The organism is Chryseobacterium sp. TB1-D10, assembly GCF_059803555.1.
On sequence record NZ_JAPFHB010000010.1, the window covers coordinates 132,304 to 149,484 of the forward strand.

General features: G+C 36.5%; 16 protein-coding genes and 1 pseudogene. 5 read left to right on the forward strand and 12 right to left on the reverse strand.

Annotated features, from left to right (window positions below):
* Nucleotides 1-30 precede the first annotated feature (30 nt).
* The 3 genes from OPU68_RS14785 (at nucleotide 31) to OPU68_RS14795 (ending at nucleotide 3,567) form a co-directional block, all read left to right on the forward strand.
* Nucleotides 31-540: a YceI family protein gene (locus OPU68_RS14785; protein ID WP_133944107.1), complete on the forward strand. Its 510-nt coding sequence runs from the start codon at nucleotides 31-33 to the stop codon at nucleotides 538-540.
* 434 nt (nucleotides 541-974) lie between these two features.
* Nucleotides 975-1,802 (forward strand): 4,5-DOPA-extradiol-dioxygenase, encoded by an 828-nt coding sequence (gene ygiD / locus OPU68_RS14790; RefSeq protein ID WP_498474731.1) that lies wholly within the window; start codon nucleotides 975-977, stop codon nucleotides 1,800-1,802.
* Between the two features lie 592 nt (nucleotides 1,803-2,394).
* Nucleotides 2,395-3,567 (forward strand): peptidase associated/transthyretin-like domain-containing protein, encoded by a 1,173-nt coding sequence (locus OPU68_RS14795; protein ID WP_498474732.1) that lies wholly within the window; start codon nucleotides 2,395-2,397, stop codon nucleotides 3,565-3,567.
* Here OPU68_RS14795 and OPU68_RS14800 read toward each other — a convergent pair whose 3' ends face one another.
* The 7 genes and pseudogenes from OPU68_RS14800 to OPU68_RS14830 form a co-directional block, all read right to left on the reverse strand.
* Nucleotides 3,568-4,014, reverse strand: coding sequence for a GNAT family N-acetyltransferase (locus OPU68_RS14800; RefSeq protein WP_498474733.1), 447 nt, complete (start codon nucleotides 4,012-4,014; stop codon nucleotides 3,568-3,570). It abuts the gene before it with no gap.
* 114 nt (nucleotides 4,015-4,128) lie between these two features.
* Nucleotides 4,129-5,616, reverse strand: a complete 1,488-nt coding sequence (gene hutH / locus OPU68_RS14805; RefSeq protein ID WP_498474734.1) for a histidine ammonia-lyase — start codon at nucleotides 5,614-5,616, stop codon at nucleotides 4,129-4,131.
* Between the two features lie 44 nt (nucleotides 5,617-5,660).
* Entirely contained in the window at nucleotides 5,661-6,068 is a 408-nt protein-coding gene (locus OPU68_RS14810; protein WP_498474735.1) for a hypothetical protein, read from the reverse strand.
* Nucleotides 6,069-6,192: 124 nt separating this feature from the next.
* Nucleotides 6,193-6,429, reverse strand: a pseudogene (locus OPU68_RS14815) (lysozyme inhibitor LprI family protein); the annotation flags it as partial.
* Between the two features lie 12 nt (nucleotides 6,430-6,441).
* Entirely contained in the window at nucleotides 6,442-6,594 is a 153-nt protein-coding gene (locus tag OPU68_RS14820) for a hypothetical protein (protein WP_498474736.1), read from the reverse strand.
* A gap of 18 nt (nucleotides 6,595-6,612) precedes the next feature.
* On the reverse strand, nucleotides 6,613-7,143 hold the full coding sequence (locus OPU68_RS14825) for a YfiT family bacillithiol transferase (protein ID WP_498474737.1): 531 nt from the start codon (nucleotides 7,141-7,143) through the stop codon (nucleotides 6,613-6,615).
* On the reverse strand, nucleotides 7,143-7,796 hold the full coding sequence (locus tag OPU68_RS14830) for an SGNH/GDSL hydrolase family protein (RefSeq protein ID WP_498474738.1): 654 nt from the start codon (nucleotides 7,794-7,796) through the stop codon (nucleotides 7,143-7,145). Before OPU68_RS14830 ends, OPU68_RS14825 begins: the two co-directional genes overlap by 1 nt.
* Nucleotides 7,797-8,029: 233 nt before the next feature.
* Between OPU68_RS14830 and OPU68_RS14835 the strand changes: the two genes are divergently transcribed.
* Complete coding sequence (locus tag OPU68_RS14835) at nucleotides 8,030-8,275, forward strand: VF530 family protein (protein ID WP_498474739.1); 246 nt, start codon at nucleotides 8,030-8,032, stop codon at nucleotides 8,273-8,275.
* Nucleotides 8,276-8,279: 4 nt separating this feature from the next.
* On the opposite strand, the gene OPU68_RS14840 is transcribed toward OPU68_RS14835, so the two are convergent.
* Both OPU68_RS14840 and OPU68_RS14845 read right to left on the reverse strand, forming a co-directional pair.
* Complete coding sequence (locus OPU68_RS14840) at nucleotides 8,280-8,657, reverse strand: YchJ family protein (protein ID WP_498474740.1); 378 nt, start codon at nucleotides 8,655-8,657, stop codon at nucleotides 8,280-8,282.
* 80 nt (nucleotides 8,658-8,737) lie between these two features.
* Nucleotides 8,738-10,756: a M3 family metallopeptidase gene (locus tag OPU68_RS14845; RefSeq protein WP_498474741.1), complete on the reverse strand. Its 2,019-nt coding sequence runs from the start codon at nucleotides 10,754-10,756 to the stop codon at nucleotides 8,738-8,740.
* Nucleotides 10,757-11,109: 353 nt separating this feature from the next.
* On the opposite strand from OPU68_RS14845, the gene OPU68_RS14850 reads away from it, so the two are divergent.
* Nucleotides 11,110-11,640 (forward strand): SRPBCC family protein, encoded by a 531-nt coding sequence (locus OPU68_RS14850; RefSeq protein WP_498474742.1) that lies wholly within the window; start codon nucleotides 11,110-11,112, stop codon nucleotides 11,638-11,640.
* 154 nt (nucleotides 11,641-11,794) lie between these two features.
* Here the strand turns inward: OPU68_RS14850 and OPU68_RS14855 are convergent, their stop codons facing one another.
* From OPU68_RS14855 to OPU68_RS14865, 3 genes are all read right to left on the reverse strand, one after another.
* The gene (locus OPU68_RS14855) at nucleotides 11,795-11,947 is read right to left on the reverse strand and encodes a hypothetical protein (RefSeq protein ID WP_498474743.1); all 153 of its coding nucleotides are present in this window, start codon (nucleotides 11,945-11,947) and stop codon (nucleotides 11,795-11,797) included.
* A 434-nt stretch (nucleotides 11,948-12,381) separates the two neighbouring features.
* Nucleotides 12,382-12,618, reverse strand: coding sequence for a hypothetical protein (locus OPU68_RS14860; protein ID WP_498474744.1), 237 nt, complete (start codon nucleotides 12,616-12,618; stop codon nucleotides 12,382-12,384).
* Nucleotides 12,619-13,016: 398 nt separating this feature from the next.
* On the reverse strand, nucleotides 13,017-17,144 hold the full coding sequence (locus tag OPU68_RS14865; RefSeq protein WP_498474745.1) for a lamin tail domain-containing protein: 4,128 nt from the start codon (nucleotides 17,142-17,144) through the stop codon (nucleotides 13,017-13,019).
* Between the last annotated feature and the right edge of the window lie 37 nt (nucleotides 17,145-17,181).

Here is a 17,181-nt window from a genome sequence, read left to right on the forward strand (position 1 = left end):
CTATAATTAATCAACAAAATATTAAAAATTATGGCAACTAAATGGTTATTAGACCCAACGCATAGCGAAATCACTTTCAAAGTAAAACACCTGATGATTTCCAACGTGAAAGGAGAATTCACAACTTTCAACGCAGAGATCGACGCAGAAGATGACACGTTCGCAAGCGCAAAAGTTTCCGCTTTCATCGATACAGATTCTATCTTCACCAACAATACAGACAGAGACAATCACCTGAAATCAGCAGATTTCTTCAACGCAGAAGCTAACCCGAAAATTACTTTCGAAGCTTCCACTTTGAACGGCGACGTGACTGGAAACCTAACATTGAACGGAATCACAAAAGAAATCACTTTGGACGTAGACTTCGGAGGAATCAATTCTGATCCTTGGGGGAATACAAAAGCAGGTTTCTCTTTCGAAGGAAAGATCAAAAGATCAGACTTCGGTCTTACTTGGAACGCAGCATTGGAAACAGGCGGTGTGATGGTAAGCGAAGACGTGAAAATTGCAGGAGAACTGCAGTTCGTAAAACAATAATACATCATAGTATTTTTTATAGTTTGAGTTTTTTAAAGTGTGAACAAGGGCAACTTTGTTCACGCTTTTTGATTTTAATAATAATTATTTGGGCAGCTTTTCCGCCTTCCGTTCCCAAACCTAACGAAGTGGTTCGACGTAGTAAATCTTTTTTGCACACGATTTCAGTCTAAATAGAACTTGAGCAGACGCAAAAAAGGATTTCCACTCAAGTTGGGCTGCAAATTCTAGATAAAACAAGCTTTGTCAAAAACACAAAGTTTGTCATTCCGTAGGAAACCTAACGAAATGGTTCGACGGAGTCAATCTAAATCTCGCTGTCTAGATTCCTACGGAATGACAATAATGTGTTAAAAAATCTGCGCAATCAGCCAAATCTGCGAGAAAATAAAATACATTTTACATTAATACATTTTACTTTTTACAAAACAAAAATGAATCTCAACGACCTTTCCAACATCTCCGATAACTTCAAAACCACACAAAAAATGCCCGTCCTTTTCCTAGGACACGGCTCTCCAATGAACGCCATCGAAGAAAATATTTTTGTGCAAGGTTTCCGAAACATCAGCAAAGAAATCCCAAAACCGAATGCCATCATTTGTATTTCTGCGCATTGGTTTACCAACGGCACATTCGTCACAGCAATGGAACTTCCGAATACCATTCACGATTTTGGCGGTTTCCCGCAAGCCTTGTTTGACGTTCAATATCCCGCAAAAGGAAATCCAGAATTGGCAAAGGAAACTGCAGAATTATTGTCTCCAGTTTTGGTGGAAGAAGACCACAATTGGGGATTGGATCACGGCGCGTGGTCGGTTCTTCGGCATCTTTATCCGGATGCAGATATTCCTGTTATTCAGTTGAGCATCGATTACACAAAACCACCACGATATCATTTTGACTTAGCGAAGAAATTGTCCAAACTTCGAGAAAAAGGAATCTTGATCATCGGAAGTGGAAACATCGTTCACAACCTCAGATTGATTGACTGGAAAAATATCGACACAGTTGGAGCCGGCTGGGATTGGGCGATAGAAGCGAGAGAAAAAACCAACAGTTGGATTCTGGATGGCGATTTTCAGAAACTCATTGATTATCAAAAACAGGGAACATTCTTGCAATACGCCGTTCCGACGCCCGACCATTATTTACCATTAATGTATAATCTCGGACTGAAAGATAAATCGGAAGACCTTTCATTGTTCAATGATTCCTTAATTGGCGGTTCTCTTAGTATGACATCAATTAGAATTGGATAAATACTTTTCCAAAATGCTCCGTTGGAGCAATCTGTTAATAGCAACATCTGATAAACAAACAAAAAACTCCGTAGGAGCGACCTGTGAATCACAATCATTATCAGGTCGCTCCTACGAACCTTTAATGTGATGATGGATTTTATTTTCTATTAACAGGTTATCCCTCTGGGATTTAAAATCAGATTCAATTATTTATTCAAGTGATTTAATCAGTCTGTGGGTGTGAAAATCATTTGTTTATAGCATTCAATCATTCAGTTGACATAGTCAATGACTTAGTTGGGGTGGTCAATCACTTATTTATGTCATCCAACCACTTAGTTAAGACCGTCAACCACTTAGCTGAGGCATTCAACCACTTAGTTGAGACAATCAAGTACTTAGTTGAAGCAATCAACCACTTAGTTGAGACAATCAAGTACAATTTGTTAAATTTCAGTGTTTTATGGATGTTTCTGCAAAATAGAGAAAATATAAATTTTCCTTTTTAAACTTTTGAATGACTTAAAACACATCATAACTTTTGTCGTTTAATGCGTATTTCAACGAAATCCTCTTTTTATTTATTAAATTCGGAGTTCAAATATATCACGTGAGGTTTTTACAATTCTTAATATTCTTCTTCGGAGTTTCAATTTTATATTCCCAAACCATTTCGGGGAAGATCCAAACGGAAAGTGGTTCAGCCATTTCTGATGTCAATGTCTATCTTGATGGAACCAAAATTTCTACAGCTTCTACACCTGACGGAAGTTTCCAGTTGGATGTACAGGGACAGAAAAGCGGAAATCTGATCTTTCAGAAAGACAATTACGAAACCAGTATTTTTCCTCTTGACAAAGCGATAGGAAAATCCGTTAAAGTGATTATTAATAAAGTCAGTGAAATAGAGGAGGTGGTTATTATTCCTTATACAGAAGAGGCATACAAGAATTTTATTAATTATTTTCTGGATCAGTTTATTGGATTTGACAGGGATGATGTGAAAATCAAAAATCAACGGACGCTCCAATTTTCTTATGACAAGAAAAACCAGTTTCTGAAAGTGAAAGCACCACAGACTTTGATCATCGAAAATAAAAAACTGGGTTACACCATTCAATATAACCTGATTAATTTCCAGGCAGATTTTAAACAGAAAAGTACTAGTTATTTAGGAACTTCATTCTTCAAAGAGACCAGTTTCAGAAAGGAAATTATACTGAATAGGATGAATGCTTACAAAGGCAGTATGATGCATTTTCTGAGAAGTCTTTATCAAAACGAATTGGAGAAAGAAGGTTTCATCGTGAATCACGCCAGACGGATCCCGAATCCGGAATATCCTTCCAAGGAAGAATTGCAAAAGCTGGAAGATCATATCAGTATTGTACGAACCCAAAAGATCTCAACTTTGCCATGGACAGACGAGTTGGAAGCAATTTCCCAAAAGAAAAGTAAAAATTCGGAGTTCGTGATGGCGATTCTTAAAACCAAAATGAAAGAATCCGATTTTACAAAGCGAAAAAACGGAAGGTTGTTTATTGACTTTTCAGATCTGCTTCAGGTCAATTATCAGAAGTATTATTATGAAATCAAAAAAGGAGAATTCGTGAAATCTGCCGGTGTTGTGACGCAATCATCAATCATTCATCCCGAATCTATGGAGTTTGAGGTTTTCCCGGAAGGTATTTCGTCCGAGCCGGATCAATTGATTTTGGAAGGCGATTTTTCCCGACAGAATATTTCGAAAATGCTGCCTTTGGATTATCAGTTCGGGAATTGATTATAAATTTTTCTCAAAGCAAACGCTGTTTTCAACGCCGACGTATTGACCATAATTTTGAATGACTTTGTAACCGCATTTTTGATAAAGTGCAACGGCTTCGGTTTGTCTCTTTCCGGTTTCAAGAATGGTTCTTTCGTAACCTAATTCCTTAGTCCAAATCTCAAGTTCTTTCAAAATAGCAGAAGCCAAACCTTTTCCACGTTTTTCCGGAAGTGTAAACATTCTTTTGACTTCCATTGATTGTTTATCAAATTCTTTAATTGCTCCAATTGCAACTGCTTCCTCATTATCAAAAATCACAATGCAGTTTTTAAGGGAATCAATTTTGTTGTATTGATCATAAAATCCGTGGTCTTCACCATCGATTACAGCTAGATAAGCATCCAGTTGTTTTACTAATTTTTGGAAATCTTGGTTTTCGGAAGTGGTTCTTAGGTTTTTCATATATTTTAAGTGAATAATTAAGAGGTGCTTCGACTCCGCTCAGCATGACAACTCTAATACGAATAATTACTTTAAGGTTGGTCAGTCTGAGCGTAGTTGAAGACTTTTTAGAATTTAATTTACAACCAATTTTCTTTCTCTTACCAAGTCCGCAATTTTCAAAATATCCTCACCGATCAATCTATCGTTTTCCAGTTTCGGAACTACAGAACGGATAATCTCATAATTTTTCTCAACAATTTCTGAGCAAACTGCAGGTCGTCTGAATTCCAGACCTTGAGCACCAAACATCAATTCGATGGCCAAGATATTTTCAAGATTTCCAAGAATCTGATTGAATTTTCTCCCAGAAATACTTCCCATAGACACGTGGTCTTCCTGACCTAAACTTGTCGGTATAGAATCTGCGGAAGCCGGAAAGCAAAGCGTTTTGTTTTCTGTAACCAATGCTGCACTCGTATATTGCGGAATCATAAAGCCAGAGTTGAGTCCAGAACTTTCTATTAATAATTTAGGCAAACCATATTTTCCTTCCAGCAAAAGGTAACTTCTTCGGTCAGAGATATTTCCTAATTCCGCTGCTGCCAAGGCACAATAATCCAAAGGCAAAGCCATCAATTGCCCGTGGAAGTTTCCGCCGGAAATAGATTCTTCTGCACTCAAAATGATTGGATTATCTGTAACAGAATTCAGTTCTGTGTCTGCCATTTGTTTCAGATGTTCGAAGGCATTTCTGCTCGCGCCGTGAACTTGAGGCACACATCTCATAGAATACGGATCCTGAACGCGGTCGCAGAATTCGTGAGACTTTAAATTGTCGGAATCTTTCAGGAAGTTTCGCATTCTTTCTGCCACTTTTCTGCTTCCGTCAAACGGGCGAATGTCGTGCAATTCTTTTTTGAACGGACTTGCAGAACCACGGTAAGCTTCCAGACTCATTGCAGCAGTTAAGTCTGCTAAATCTAACAAATATTCGAATTTTGAAAGTCCAACGATTGCGTGAGCTAAAATGAATTGCGTTCCATTAATTAAACCTAAACCTTCTTTCGGACCAAGTTTTAATGGCTGAATATTGTGCTTTTCCAAAACTATTGATGTCTCAACCGTTTTATCATTTTCCCAAACCTGACCTAATCCCAAAAGAGGCAAAACCAAATGTGCCAAAGGCGCCAGATCTCCAGAAGCTCCAACAGAGCCTTGCTCCGGAACAACAGGAATAATGTCTTTCTCTAACATTAGAATTAATCTCTCAATCACTTCTAATGAAACACCCGAAAATCCTTTCGACAAAGCGTGGATCTTGGCAATCATCATTATTTTGGAAATATTCTTATCGATAGGTTTGCCAACGCCAACAGCGTGGGAAATGATGAGGTTATGCTGCAGTTGTGCTGTTTCAGACTCTGATATTTTGGTGTCGCAAAGTGGCCCAAATCCTGTATTGATGCCGTAAACCGTTCTGTCAGAAGCTACAATTTCTTGAACGTTCTTTTGCGACTTTATGATTTGTTCTCTTGATTTTTCACTGAGTTTTGCTATGGATGGATTTTGTGCTATTTCCAAAACATCCTGATATCCAAGCGTATCGATTCCGTAAACCATTACTAAAAAATTTTGCCTAAAAATACACTTTTTGCGGAACCTATTTATTCAATTTCAAAAGTATTAGAGGTAATTTTATTTTCATTAATACGCAAACTGTTTTCATTTCTAAGTTCAATAAAAAACCGATATTTTTTTAATCTAGAATTTCCTTTAAAAAATCGATCATTTAAATTCATTGTTACAAGATTTTTCATATTAGGTTTTATTTTAAATATTCTTGTTGTTTTCGAATTTAAATTTGTGATGTCAGAAGCGGTTTCTCTCCATTCGTTATTTATATAAACCTGTAGTCCAATATTATAAGATCTTAATTTAGACGAATTGTTCTTGATGTTGAAACTTACTTTTGAATCTTTTTTATAAATTTCTTTAATGCCTAAAAAGTCTATGTTTGTATTGTTTTGAAAGAGAAAAAGATAAGAACAGATGAAGATTAATTTATAAATCATTTGCAGTAGTTTTTTTATAATAAACTCTTTTAACAGGTTAAATATTACAATCTTGTTTTAAATAAGTTAACGCCTAAGAAAAAAATTATTTAACTTCTTTCGTATCGTAATTGCTACAAAAATTTCAATTATCAAACTGCTCTTCATATTCCTTAATTTGCAATGCGCGTTCTTTCACGATTTCCATCTTTTTATTCTCAGCAATCAAATAAAACAAAGTTCCGGTTTTAACTTCCCGGTAATATTTATTAATCAGTTTGAATTCAGAATCCCGAAACAGTATCCAGTTTCTTTGTGCTTCCACAAGTTCCTTTTTCACGGTTTTCGAAAGTTTTTGAGTTAATGACAGATATGATTGATTAAGTTCTTTATCCTAGGAATCCCGGGCAGCAGAGACACAGCTGATTTGTCCCGCCGTGGAGTTTTTTTGGTTTAGACATTTTTCAAGATTCTGTTCAATTGTATTTTGAGCGAATGAAAAAACATTGATTAAAAGCAGAAATAGAAAAGAGATTGTCTTTTTCATAATTTAATTTTAAGGTTTCTAATTAAACCGTAATTCCTTCGCCTGCCGAATATGTGCCAAGTGATGCCGGCAATGCCAACTGTAAATCAAAATATTTTCTTTTAGAGAAATTCTTTCTGATTGTTCCGGATGGATAAATTCTTTATTCAAATCTTCCTCAGAAAGACTTTTCAAAATGGAAACCCATCTTTCGTGCAAAGCTTCCAGCAACTTCAAAGAAACAAAAGGCGAAAGTTTAGTATCAGGCAACTCTGCCCAAAGACTTTCTTCATAAGGTTTGATTGTAGGATTGTTTTCCGTCAACGCCAATTTGAATCTCACATAACTATTGATATGACTGTCCGCACAATGGTGAATGACTTGCAAGATGGTCCAGCCATTTGGTCTGTATTTTAATTGTAAATCGTTTTCATCCAGATTTTGGATTTCAGTTTTTACGAGAGTGGGAAAGTTTTCAATTTTGAAAATTGCTGAATCGATGATTTCCTTTGTTATTAAATCGGGTTTTAAGAATTTTCCAATTGGGAACTTTAGTGCTTCAAGATTCATTACTTCAAATTTTTCATCAGGATTGCCTCCATTTTTTCATAGCCCAATTTGTTCGGATGTATTCCGTCTTCTGCGATTTCTTTAGGCAAACCGTTTTTGTCGTCTTTCAAAGGTGTGTGATAATCGATATAAGTGATTTTGTTTTTCTGAGCGTAATCTTTTATCATTTGATTCAGCGCAATCACTTTGTCAGCGGGCATCATTCCTTTTCTCCAAGGGAAATCGGAAGCGGGAAGCGCTGAACATAAAACCACTTTGATGTTATTAGCTTTTGCCAATTCCACCATCGAAACAATATTTCCGAAAACTTTGTCCAAAGAAATAGGACCTTGATTTTCCGCAATATCATTGGTTCCGGCAAGGATTATCACACGTTTCGGTTTCAGCAAAATCACATCTTCCCGAAATCTCAAAAGCATCTGCGAAGTCACCTGACCGCTAATTCCCCGCCCAACAAAATTGTTTTTGGTAAAAAATTCCGGGTCGGTAGAAAACCAGCCTTCTGTGATAGAATCGCCCATCAACACGGAGTTTGGGGTTGTGTTTTTGAATTTTAATTCTTGATTTTGTTTTTGATATTTGCCGAAATTGGCGAAGTCTTGAGCGTGAGACATTGTAGAAAATAAAAGGATGATAAAAGTTAGGATTTTCATTTTTTCTGATTTATAATCAAATATATGAAATAAGAACAAGCGGAAATTACATCAAGAAAATAAAATGTCTTTAATGATTTGTTTGTGGTTTAAGAATTTTTAAAAAGGCTTTAGGTTTCTAGTCTTAGCTGAGCAAAGCGCCTTTGCGAACCTTAAAAATATTTTCAATAATTATAAAGAAATCTTTGCGGACTTTGCGTTTAAAATTATATTAAAATCAATAATTTTACAAAATGGAACAAACTTCGAAAGACCCTTTACACGGTAAAAGACTCGACGCAATTTTGGAAGAATTGGTGGACTACTACAATGGTTTCGAAGAATTAGGAAAACAAATCAACATCCGATGTTTTAACGCTGACAATCCAAGCATCAATTCCTCACTGAAATTCCTAAGAAAAACCGATTGGGCGAGAGCAAAAGTGGAAAGTTTGTATCTGTATGTTTTGAGACAGAAGAAGAAAAAATGTTTGCTTTAATTAATCAATCCAAAAAGATTCCGCTCACATAATACCAACGATTTTGAATCGTTTTGAAAGTCGATAACTCGTGATGAATCTGAGGATTCCTATCTTCATCCGTATAAAACGCTTTGAATTCCACTTTATTCATTGACGGCGTATCAACGATTTCCAGTTTTGTCCATTCATTGATTTCGCCCCATTCCTGCAGACTTTTTTTATTGTGAAATTTCCTTTTTCCAGGCGAAGTTGTTTCCCAAAGATATTCTCCATTTGGGATGGCAAAAGCTGAAAATCTGGAACGCATCAAAGCTTCTGAAGTTGGCGCAAATTTCTCTTTTGTGTGATAAGGTTGACAGCAGTCTTCGTAGGGTTTTCCGGAACAGCAGGGACAAGTCATTAGAGTAGATGTTAGAGTTAAGATGTTAGAAGTTAGAAAAAAGATTGAGACTTGAATTTCAAATCTCAATCTTAAATTTTTTATCCAAATGCTCTTTTCAGCAAACTCTCCACTTTCGGCTCGCTTCCACGGAACGCTTTGAACAACTCCATCGGGTCTTTCGTTCCGCCGGAAGAAAGAAGGATCTTATATTTTGAAGCAATTTCCGGATTGAAGATTCCGTTTTCTTTGAAATATTGAAACGCATCCGCATCCAAAACTTCCGCCCATTTGTAAGAGTAATAACCTGCAGAATATCCACCCTGGAAAATATGCGAAAAGCTAGGTGCAGTCGCCGTTTCCGGATTCGAAGGATAAATTTGTGTTGCTTTAGTAAAATGATTTTCAAATTCTTTCACGTCCGTAACTTCGTGCTCCGAAACGCTTGAGTGAAATGCCATATCCAACAATCCGAGACCAACTTGTCTCATCGTTTGATAGCCTTCCATAAAGGATTTGCTTTGAGATAATTTTTCGATTTTTTCGTCTGGTAAGATTTCTCCGGTTTGATAATGTTTGGCGAAAGTTTTTAGAAATTCAGGTTCGTAGCAGAAGTTTTCCAAAAACTGGGAAGGCAATTCCACAAAATCCCATTTTACAGATGTTCCGGAAAGATTCGGATGTTGCGTGTCTGCCAAAACGCCGTGAAGTGCGTGTCCAAATTCGTGGAACAAAGTGGTCACTTCCTGGAAAGTCAACAAACTTGGCGTATCTTTCGTAGGTTTTGTGAAATTACAAACCACGGAAATATGAGGACGGGAATTTTCGCCATCTTTTTTGTATTGATTCTTAAAACTTGTCATCCAAGCGCCGGCGCGTTTTCCTTTTCTAGGATGATAATCGGCGTAGAGTAGGGCTTTTACGTTTCCGTTTTCTGTGATTTCGTAAGTTTTTACATCTTCATGATATTTCTGAACATCATTAATTTCTTTAAATTCTAAACCAAATAATTTTCCAGCTAATCCGAAAACAGCTTCCTGAACTTTCTCCAATTGGAAATAAGGTTTCAGTTCTTCATCGTCAATATCGAATTTTTGCTTTCTTAATTTTTCAGCGTAGAAGGCGTGGTCGTAACTTTGGATTTCTTCGATTCCGTCGGCTTTTGCTAGGGTTTTTAATTCCTCGATTTCCTGTTGAGCATAAGGTTTTGCTTTGTCCAAAAGTTCGTTCAGGAATTCGAACACTTTTTCTGGCGATTTTGCCATTCTTTCCTCTAAGACGAAATTTGCGTAATTTTTATAACCTAACAATTCCGCTTTTTCCTGACGAAGTTTTACGATTTCTTTGATGAGATTTTGATTGTCAAATTCGCCACCGTCGAAAGATTTTTTTCCGTTTGCTAATGCCAACTCTTTTCTCAATTCACGATTTTCTGCATAAGTCAGTGCAGGAAGATAACTCGGATATTGCAGTGTAATCACATAACCTTCCAAACCTTTTTCCTTTGCATCTTCTTCGTATTGCTGAAGAATAGCTTCCGGAATTCCTTTCAGTTCTTCTTTATCTGTAATGTGTTTGAAATAAGCATTAGTTGAAGCCAAAGCATTTTGTCCAAACTGAAGAGATTTGATGGACAAATCCATATTGATTTTTTCCAGTTTCTTTTTGTCTTCTTCGTTCAAAAGTGCGCCGCTTCTTACAAAACCTTTGTAAGTTTCATTCAGCAACATTTTTTGTTCTTCATTCAGAGATAAAGTGTCTTTCTTGTCATAAACGTTTTTGATTCTCTCAAATAATTTTTCGTTTTGGGAAATTTTGGAAGAGAATTCGGTCAAAAGTGGAGAAACTTCCTGAGCGATTTTCTGGATTTCGTCGTTGGTTTCGGCAGAATTAAGATTGAAGAAAATGCTGGAAACTCTGTCCAATTGTTCTCCCGAGAAAGCCATTGCTTCGATTGTGTTTTTGAAAGTTGGTGTTTCAGAATTGTTTGTGATTTCGTCGATTTCCTTTTCTGAAATTTTGATTAATTCCTGAAATGCGGGAAGGTAATGTTCTTCTTTGATGTCGCTGAAAGGCGATGAGGTATATTTTGTACTGAATTTTTCTAAAAGTGGATTCATATTTTGAAAATGTCTTTTAATTTATTATTGATTTGAAAGCTCAAATTTAGTACCTAAAGTTGAAAGTATGACAAAATTACTCCCCGACTTGCCTCTCTATTTTTAATATATTTTATTTGAATGAATCGGCGAACCACTTCGTTAGGTTTGAACTGAGCTATTTTTGTCATTGCGATTTTAGAAAAGTTCTACTGATTACCTCGTTTCATTCGCAATGATAAAAAAGCGGGAACGGAAGGCGGATAAAGGCGCCCAAATTATCATCATTGTTACCTGAAATAAATATTGTCTTAGGAAAAGTTTTTGTGTTCAAATTCTTTTTAGCTTTGTTTTGAACTTAAACTATACTTATTATGAAAAAATTTTTAAAAATCTTAGGTGTCATTTTGGGCATTTTTGTGGTGTATTGTCTGATTGCGATTGTATTTTTTGACAGCCATTACCACGGCGAGAAATCGATTGTAATAAAAGCGCCAACAGAGAAAGTGTGGCAGAATGTGAACTCTATGAAAGCGATTAATTCGTGGAGTCCGTGGATGAAACTGGACAAGAATCTGGTAAAAACTTATAAGGGAAATAGCGGTGTTGTCGGCGATTTTTTCGCTTGGAAAGGCAATAATGAAGTGGGCGAGGGCGAGCAGGAAATTACGAGAATCGAGCCGAATCAACTGGTGACGACGAAGATGCACTTCATCAAACCTTTTGAGGATTATGCGACTTCGAATATCAAATTGGAACCTGCGGGAAATGATACAAAAGTGACTTGGGATATTGATTTTGACTGTTCAACCATTATGAAGCCGATGAAACCGGTGCTTGACAGGCAAATGATGAGTACATTTGAAGAAGGTCTGAATGATTTGAAAACTTTATCTGAGAAATAGAAAAGTGCCCCGATAATTCGGATGAAATAGTAAGGTGAAAAAAAATAGCGGAAAAATTAATTTCTCGCTATTTTTTTATTTTTTTTCTAAAACAATAGTCGTCCGATTATTAAACTAAAAACATTTTCTTCCACTTCGCCACTGTATTTTTTACTTAGTTTAAAATGAATTGCCAATTGTCTATTGTTGAGTTTGTGGTTTTTCTGATAATCAAGAATTTGTAAAATATCAGATTTGCTGCATAACCTATGTCTCTGATTGCAACTTTCCGTTCGTCGAATATTCTTTTGTTATAGTCCTGTTTCATTTTTTGTATATAATTTTATGAAATCCAATGCTTTTTTTAAATGGGCACACTGTTCTTGGGAAAGAATACCCAGATTATAGCAAAATCTTTTCGTCCCTCTTTTTGTATTAATATTGATGAGCAGAAAATAATTGATAATTCCTTTTTCTATTTTGCAGGAGGTAACTTTATGTAATGGCACCTCCAGCACGGGAAAATTAAGTTTTCGTGAAAGTGGATGATTGTATTTTATTGATAGAATGTGTTCAGAAATTTCTATTGAAATTTTCTTCACCATTATTATTTTCCACACAGTCAATACAAAAATTATCAATAAGCAACCATATAAAACGGTATGATTAACATTGGGAATTTTCCCGATGAATGCCAGACACAGCATATCGAAAAATAAAATAAGTAATAAAGAATGCACCAATCGTGATAAAAATTTTTTATTATTTAATTTCATTTGTTGACTGAATCCAATTGTCCGTTTTCGAAAGTTCTGTAAGCCAGTCTGCCAATAGTTGCAAAGTAGAATAATCCATCACTGCTTTCTCTTTGATAATATTGAAATTATTTTCAAACTCCTGAAATTGTAGCCGTTGTTTTATTGGCATTTTATTCAGTTTTTCATCAATTGTTTCAATAATATTATTTAGCGTTACATTTTTACCTAAAATTTCTACCATATTTTTCGTATTTAATAATCCACTTATAAAGTGTTGTTTTTGGGATTTTATATCTCTCCATTATATTGTTTTTTGTCATTTCTCCTGTTATTATCAGATGTTGCGAATAAATTCGGAAAAAATCATATTCCAGAAGCTTGCGCCATCGCAGTAGAATATCTGTATCTAATCTTTGAGCGAGATATTGCTTTGATGTCTTGTTCTGTACAATCTAAGAAATTACAGATTCGGGATATTTCTATGCGGGTTTCTGCAACTCTTTTTTCAACCATATTCCCGATATGTATGTTTTTAAAATTAGTGTTCAAAATGTGTGTTTTTCTTTAAAAAGAAACCCCCAGAGTCTTTCTTATCATTTGTGTATGTTTATAAATTAATAAGGGGGTTTCAGTAAAATATTATTCTTTTATAACTTTAAAGGTTTTCGTTCCGCTACCTACAGAAATTCTGATGTAATAAACTCCTGTTTTCCAGTCGGAAGCATTCAGTATATTTATCCCTTCTGACAACGATTTTGTAAGTGTCAACTGACCATTGACATTGTAAACGTCTACAGTAGATTTTCCCGAAAGATTTATAAACAAATTGTCTTTTACCTGATTAGGATATACTTTGATACTTTCCAGCGTTGTGTTTTCAGAAATAGTCATTCTAGAAGTTGAAGGACTCAGAGATGTAGCTTCCCAACTTCCCGCTAATGTGTTATCCAAATCTGTAGAAATTAATTTCAGATAATAGCCCTGTCCGTTAGCCTGTACAGGCCAAGGTAATGCAGGTAGATAAGAAACTTGATCTATTACATTTCCCGAAGCGTCTTTAAATGTTACCGGCTCACCATCATTATTAAGACTTCCGCTTGTCCATTGGTATTTGGCATAATCATCAAATCCAGTGATAAGCGACAGTTTTTTTGCCAGCATTATGGTTTGGTTTTGAGGGATTATAGTTCCTGATGGAAAAGTGTAATTTATAGCATCCGAAATCGTGTAACCGGAAACATCCAGATCTGCATTACCCGGATTAGAAATCAGTATAAACTCTGCATCACTGTTGGATTGAGGTTTGTAATTGATACCTGTCACAATAAATTTACCACTCTTCAATGCTTCAACATTTAACGCTTTTGAAGTCTTCGGTCCCCAGTTGTTGGTTGTGAAAGCACGCGTTACGATATTGTAATTCCCTACAGCTAATGCGAATGTCCCATTATAAAGATTTGCATCGGCGGAAACTGCGCCGTTATTCCCCATCGGGTCTGTTCCGTTCAAGGTATAGTACAACTGTGTTCCTGCATTAGGATTATCTATCTGTATATTGTCGGTTTCTGTAATTGTATCGGCAGCAATTATATTGGCCTCTGAAAGTGTATGTGCCATATTATACTCCTTCCATTTCTTCAATGAAAACTCGACTCTTTCTGGTGTTTGCGCCAGTATACGAGGATAATCAACGTTTTTCCACTGCTGGTAAACATTGCTGCTGTATCCCATATATGCTGCATCCAATTTGTAGAGACGATCCAGCTCATTAACGGTCTGCGTCATTTTTTGCTGAACATGGCTTACTGATAAAGGTGCACCGTCTGCTCCGGAAAAACTACCGGAAGCAGGACCAATGTAAGTTAAGACAGCATCCTTTACCAGAGTTTTGAATTCTAAGTTTCCAGCTGAGGCGCTGGTACTTGATCCCATAAACTGCCCGAATAAATTACCGGGACCATTTCGGCTGGAAGTAAGTTGCCATTTGTATTTATAGTTTCCGCCACCACCTGCGAAAGCTCTTGCAGGCATTGAAACTGACGAAGATGAAGTCGTAATGCCTCCGAAAAAGGAACCATCAGTATCATTAATCATGAATTTAGCTTTCATGACATTAGGGTCTGTATTATGAGTAATGGCTATTGCCTCGTTTTCAGTATCTGTAAACATGAACATAATCTGGAATTTAATCAGATCATCTACGTCCACCAGATTTTTGAATTGTTGGAAGTTTTTAGATGTCGCAACACTTCTGATATTGTTCCAGACCGACTGGCTTCCGTCTCCACTCTCTACAGTTCCGCCGGTAAAATAGGCATCCTGTAAATTGACCTTGGTGTAATTGTCATCATTGTCTCCGAAAAGTTCTTCCAAATTATTAGCGCTGAAGTCATTTCTCATGGTCTTCAGCCCACGGTATTTTCCGTTGATAAATAATTGTACATAGCGTGTATCCAAAGCGTATTTGCCCATTTCTTTCTGAAGATTCATAGATATTTTTTCACTCCATCTCATAAATCCTAGGTTGAAAACATTTCTTGAAGCGTTATCCTGACCTTGCTTCAATTCAATAGCCTGTGTTTTTTCCGGCGTTTCAAAAGCGTCGCCTGAATAAGCATCAAAGAAAGGATATGTTGCTTTCTTTACCCCTGCATCGGAATTGAATTTGAACTTGATATTAGGATTGTAAAATCCTACACTTTCCTGCCCGAATTTCTTTGTCATAGAATTGCTGAAGAAATTGGATCTTCCGCTGTATACATTATTATCAATGTATTCTATGGAAGCCTGTGCCCACGTTGTATTAGGTTCAGCATTCGTTGACACGGAAACTATAGGAACTTCGCCAATCGCCTGAGCATATTCTGTTGCGGTTACATTTGATTTATATCGCCATTGGTTATAACCTCCGCTTGTATTTTCGTTGGCGTAATTGTTTCTCAAGACGTAAGTATGGGCAATAACTCCGGAATTATTTCCTGATGCGTCGTAAGCATAAATTTTGACTACAGATGTTTTGTTGATATTAATCGGCGTTGTGTATGATGTTCCTGTGGTTGCAGAAGGATACTTGCCATCTAAAGTATATTTCACAGTTGTTCCTGGCGGAGCAGAAATTGTTAAATTAAACCCTTCGTCGTAAACACCTCTTTCTTTACTGAATGTTATATCTAGTTTTTGCTTTCCGTTTTCGTTGGCAGCTTTATATGTAGGCGTTATAAAATTGGTAAGCGCTCCTGTTCCGTTAGGTAATTTTCCAATAGACTGATTATAGGGTACGTTGCCATAACTCAATTCATCCTGTGAAACAACATTTCCGCCTATCTTTCTTGAAAGATAAACTGTTGCACCTGTATTTTTAAGGTCGAAATTAAGATGATGATTGCCGCTGCCAGGCTTTTCATCTGCAAACAAAACTACATATCCGTGTGCAGGGATGAAGATATTTTTGAGCTCATGTTTAGTTTTCTCTGAATTTTTATTTGAAAGATAAACGCCACCTTTGATATGCAGATTATCATCACTATTGTTGTATAGTTCTATCCAGTCTTCATCTTGAGTTGCTGTTCCTTGGGAAGACAATTCATTAATATAAAGCTTATCCATTAAAGCCGGGTCGGTAACCGCTCCGTCAATGGATGCCCCTTGTCCGTTATTCAGATATTCAACTACCAATCTCGGGCGATAACTGGCACCTCCTTCATATGATCTTGCAACTGCTCCCACATTAGTTCCCAACCCATTAAATTTAAATGCTAAACTATTATCTGACTGCCAGCCGCTGAGACGATTTTCATCAATAATCTTTTTGAGGTTTGGGGTTCTATTTTTCGTGTAGTTTGTAGTCCAAGGTGTGGTTTGCCAATTAACTTTATTTACAGAATAGTTTCTGGACGTGATACTGTTGCTTGTCGTATTATATATCTCAGGATTTCCTATTTCTGAATAAATATCCATATTACCTGCAGGACTTGTACCATAAGTGTAGAACTCTATGTAAGCATCCGTAATCTGTGCATCTGCAGGTATCTGAAGATTTTGGAAACGTACTGCGTTTTCTGTAATATTTGTTCTTCCTCCAAGCTCCAGATAAGGATTTACTAATGCCATTGCTCCCGTATAACTTTCTCTGCCATCATCATTTGCTGCAGAGACTATTGATGATGTGCTTCCTTGCATAGACCAATAATCTATTATCAACGTCGGGCGTTGTCCGGCTGGAGCAGTAAATGATTTTACAGTAAATGATCCCTGACCGTTCCCTTGTAGCCGGAAGGCAACATCAGCATTGTTAATTCCATTTGGAAACATTTCCTGAAGAATGCTTTTTATATTTGGCGACTGATACTTTTGGTTTAGGGCACAACCCGTAGTGGACCATTCTGTAAAGTTTGCAGAGTAATTACGTGATTTTATATTCAAACCTGTAGAAGCTGTGGTAGATGTAGGATATAGTAATGAACTTCCTATTTCCCCTGATATCCTAATCACTGTTGGCGTAGTGCTTGATTCGTCTCCGTAAAAAACCAGGTAGGCATTATTGATGATGGCATCCGAAGGTAATGTAATGCCTTCAAAACGCAAATAGGTTTCCTGCAAAACGGTTCCGTCTTTTCCTGCGAGCTCCAAATCTGAACTGGTAAGATCTACAGTATTGTTTGTTTTTACCTCCACATCATTGTTTTGTGTAGAAACTTCTATTTGGTAGAGATTCTGAGCATTCATCGCAAGAGGTATAAACATTGCGGCGATTAAATTTTTTTTCATTAAATTTTTTCTGTTAAAAGAACTGCCGAAGATTAGG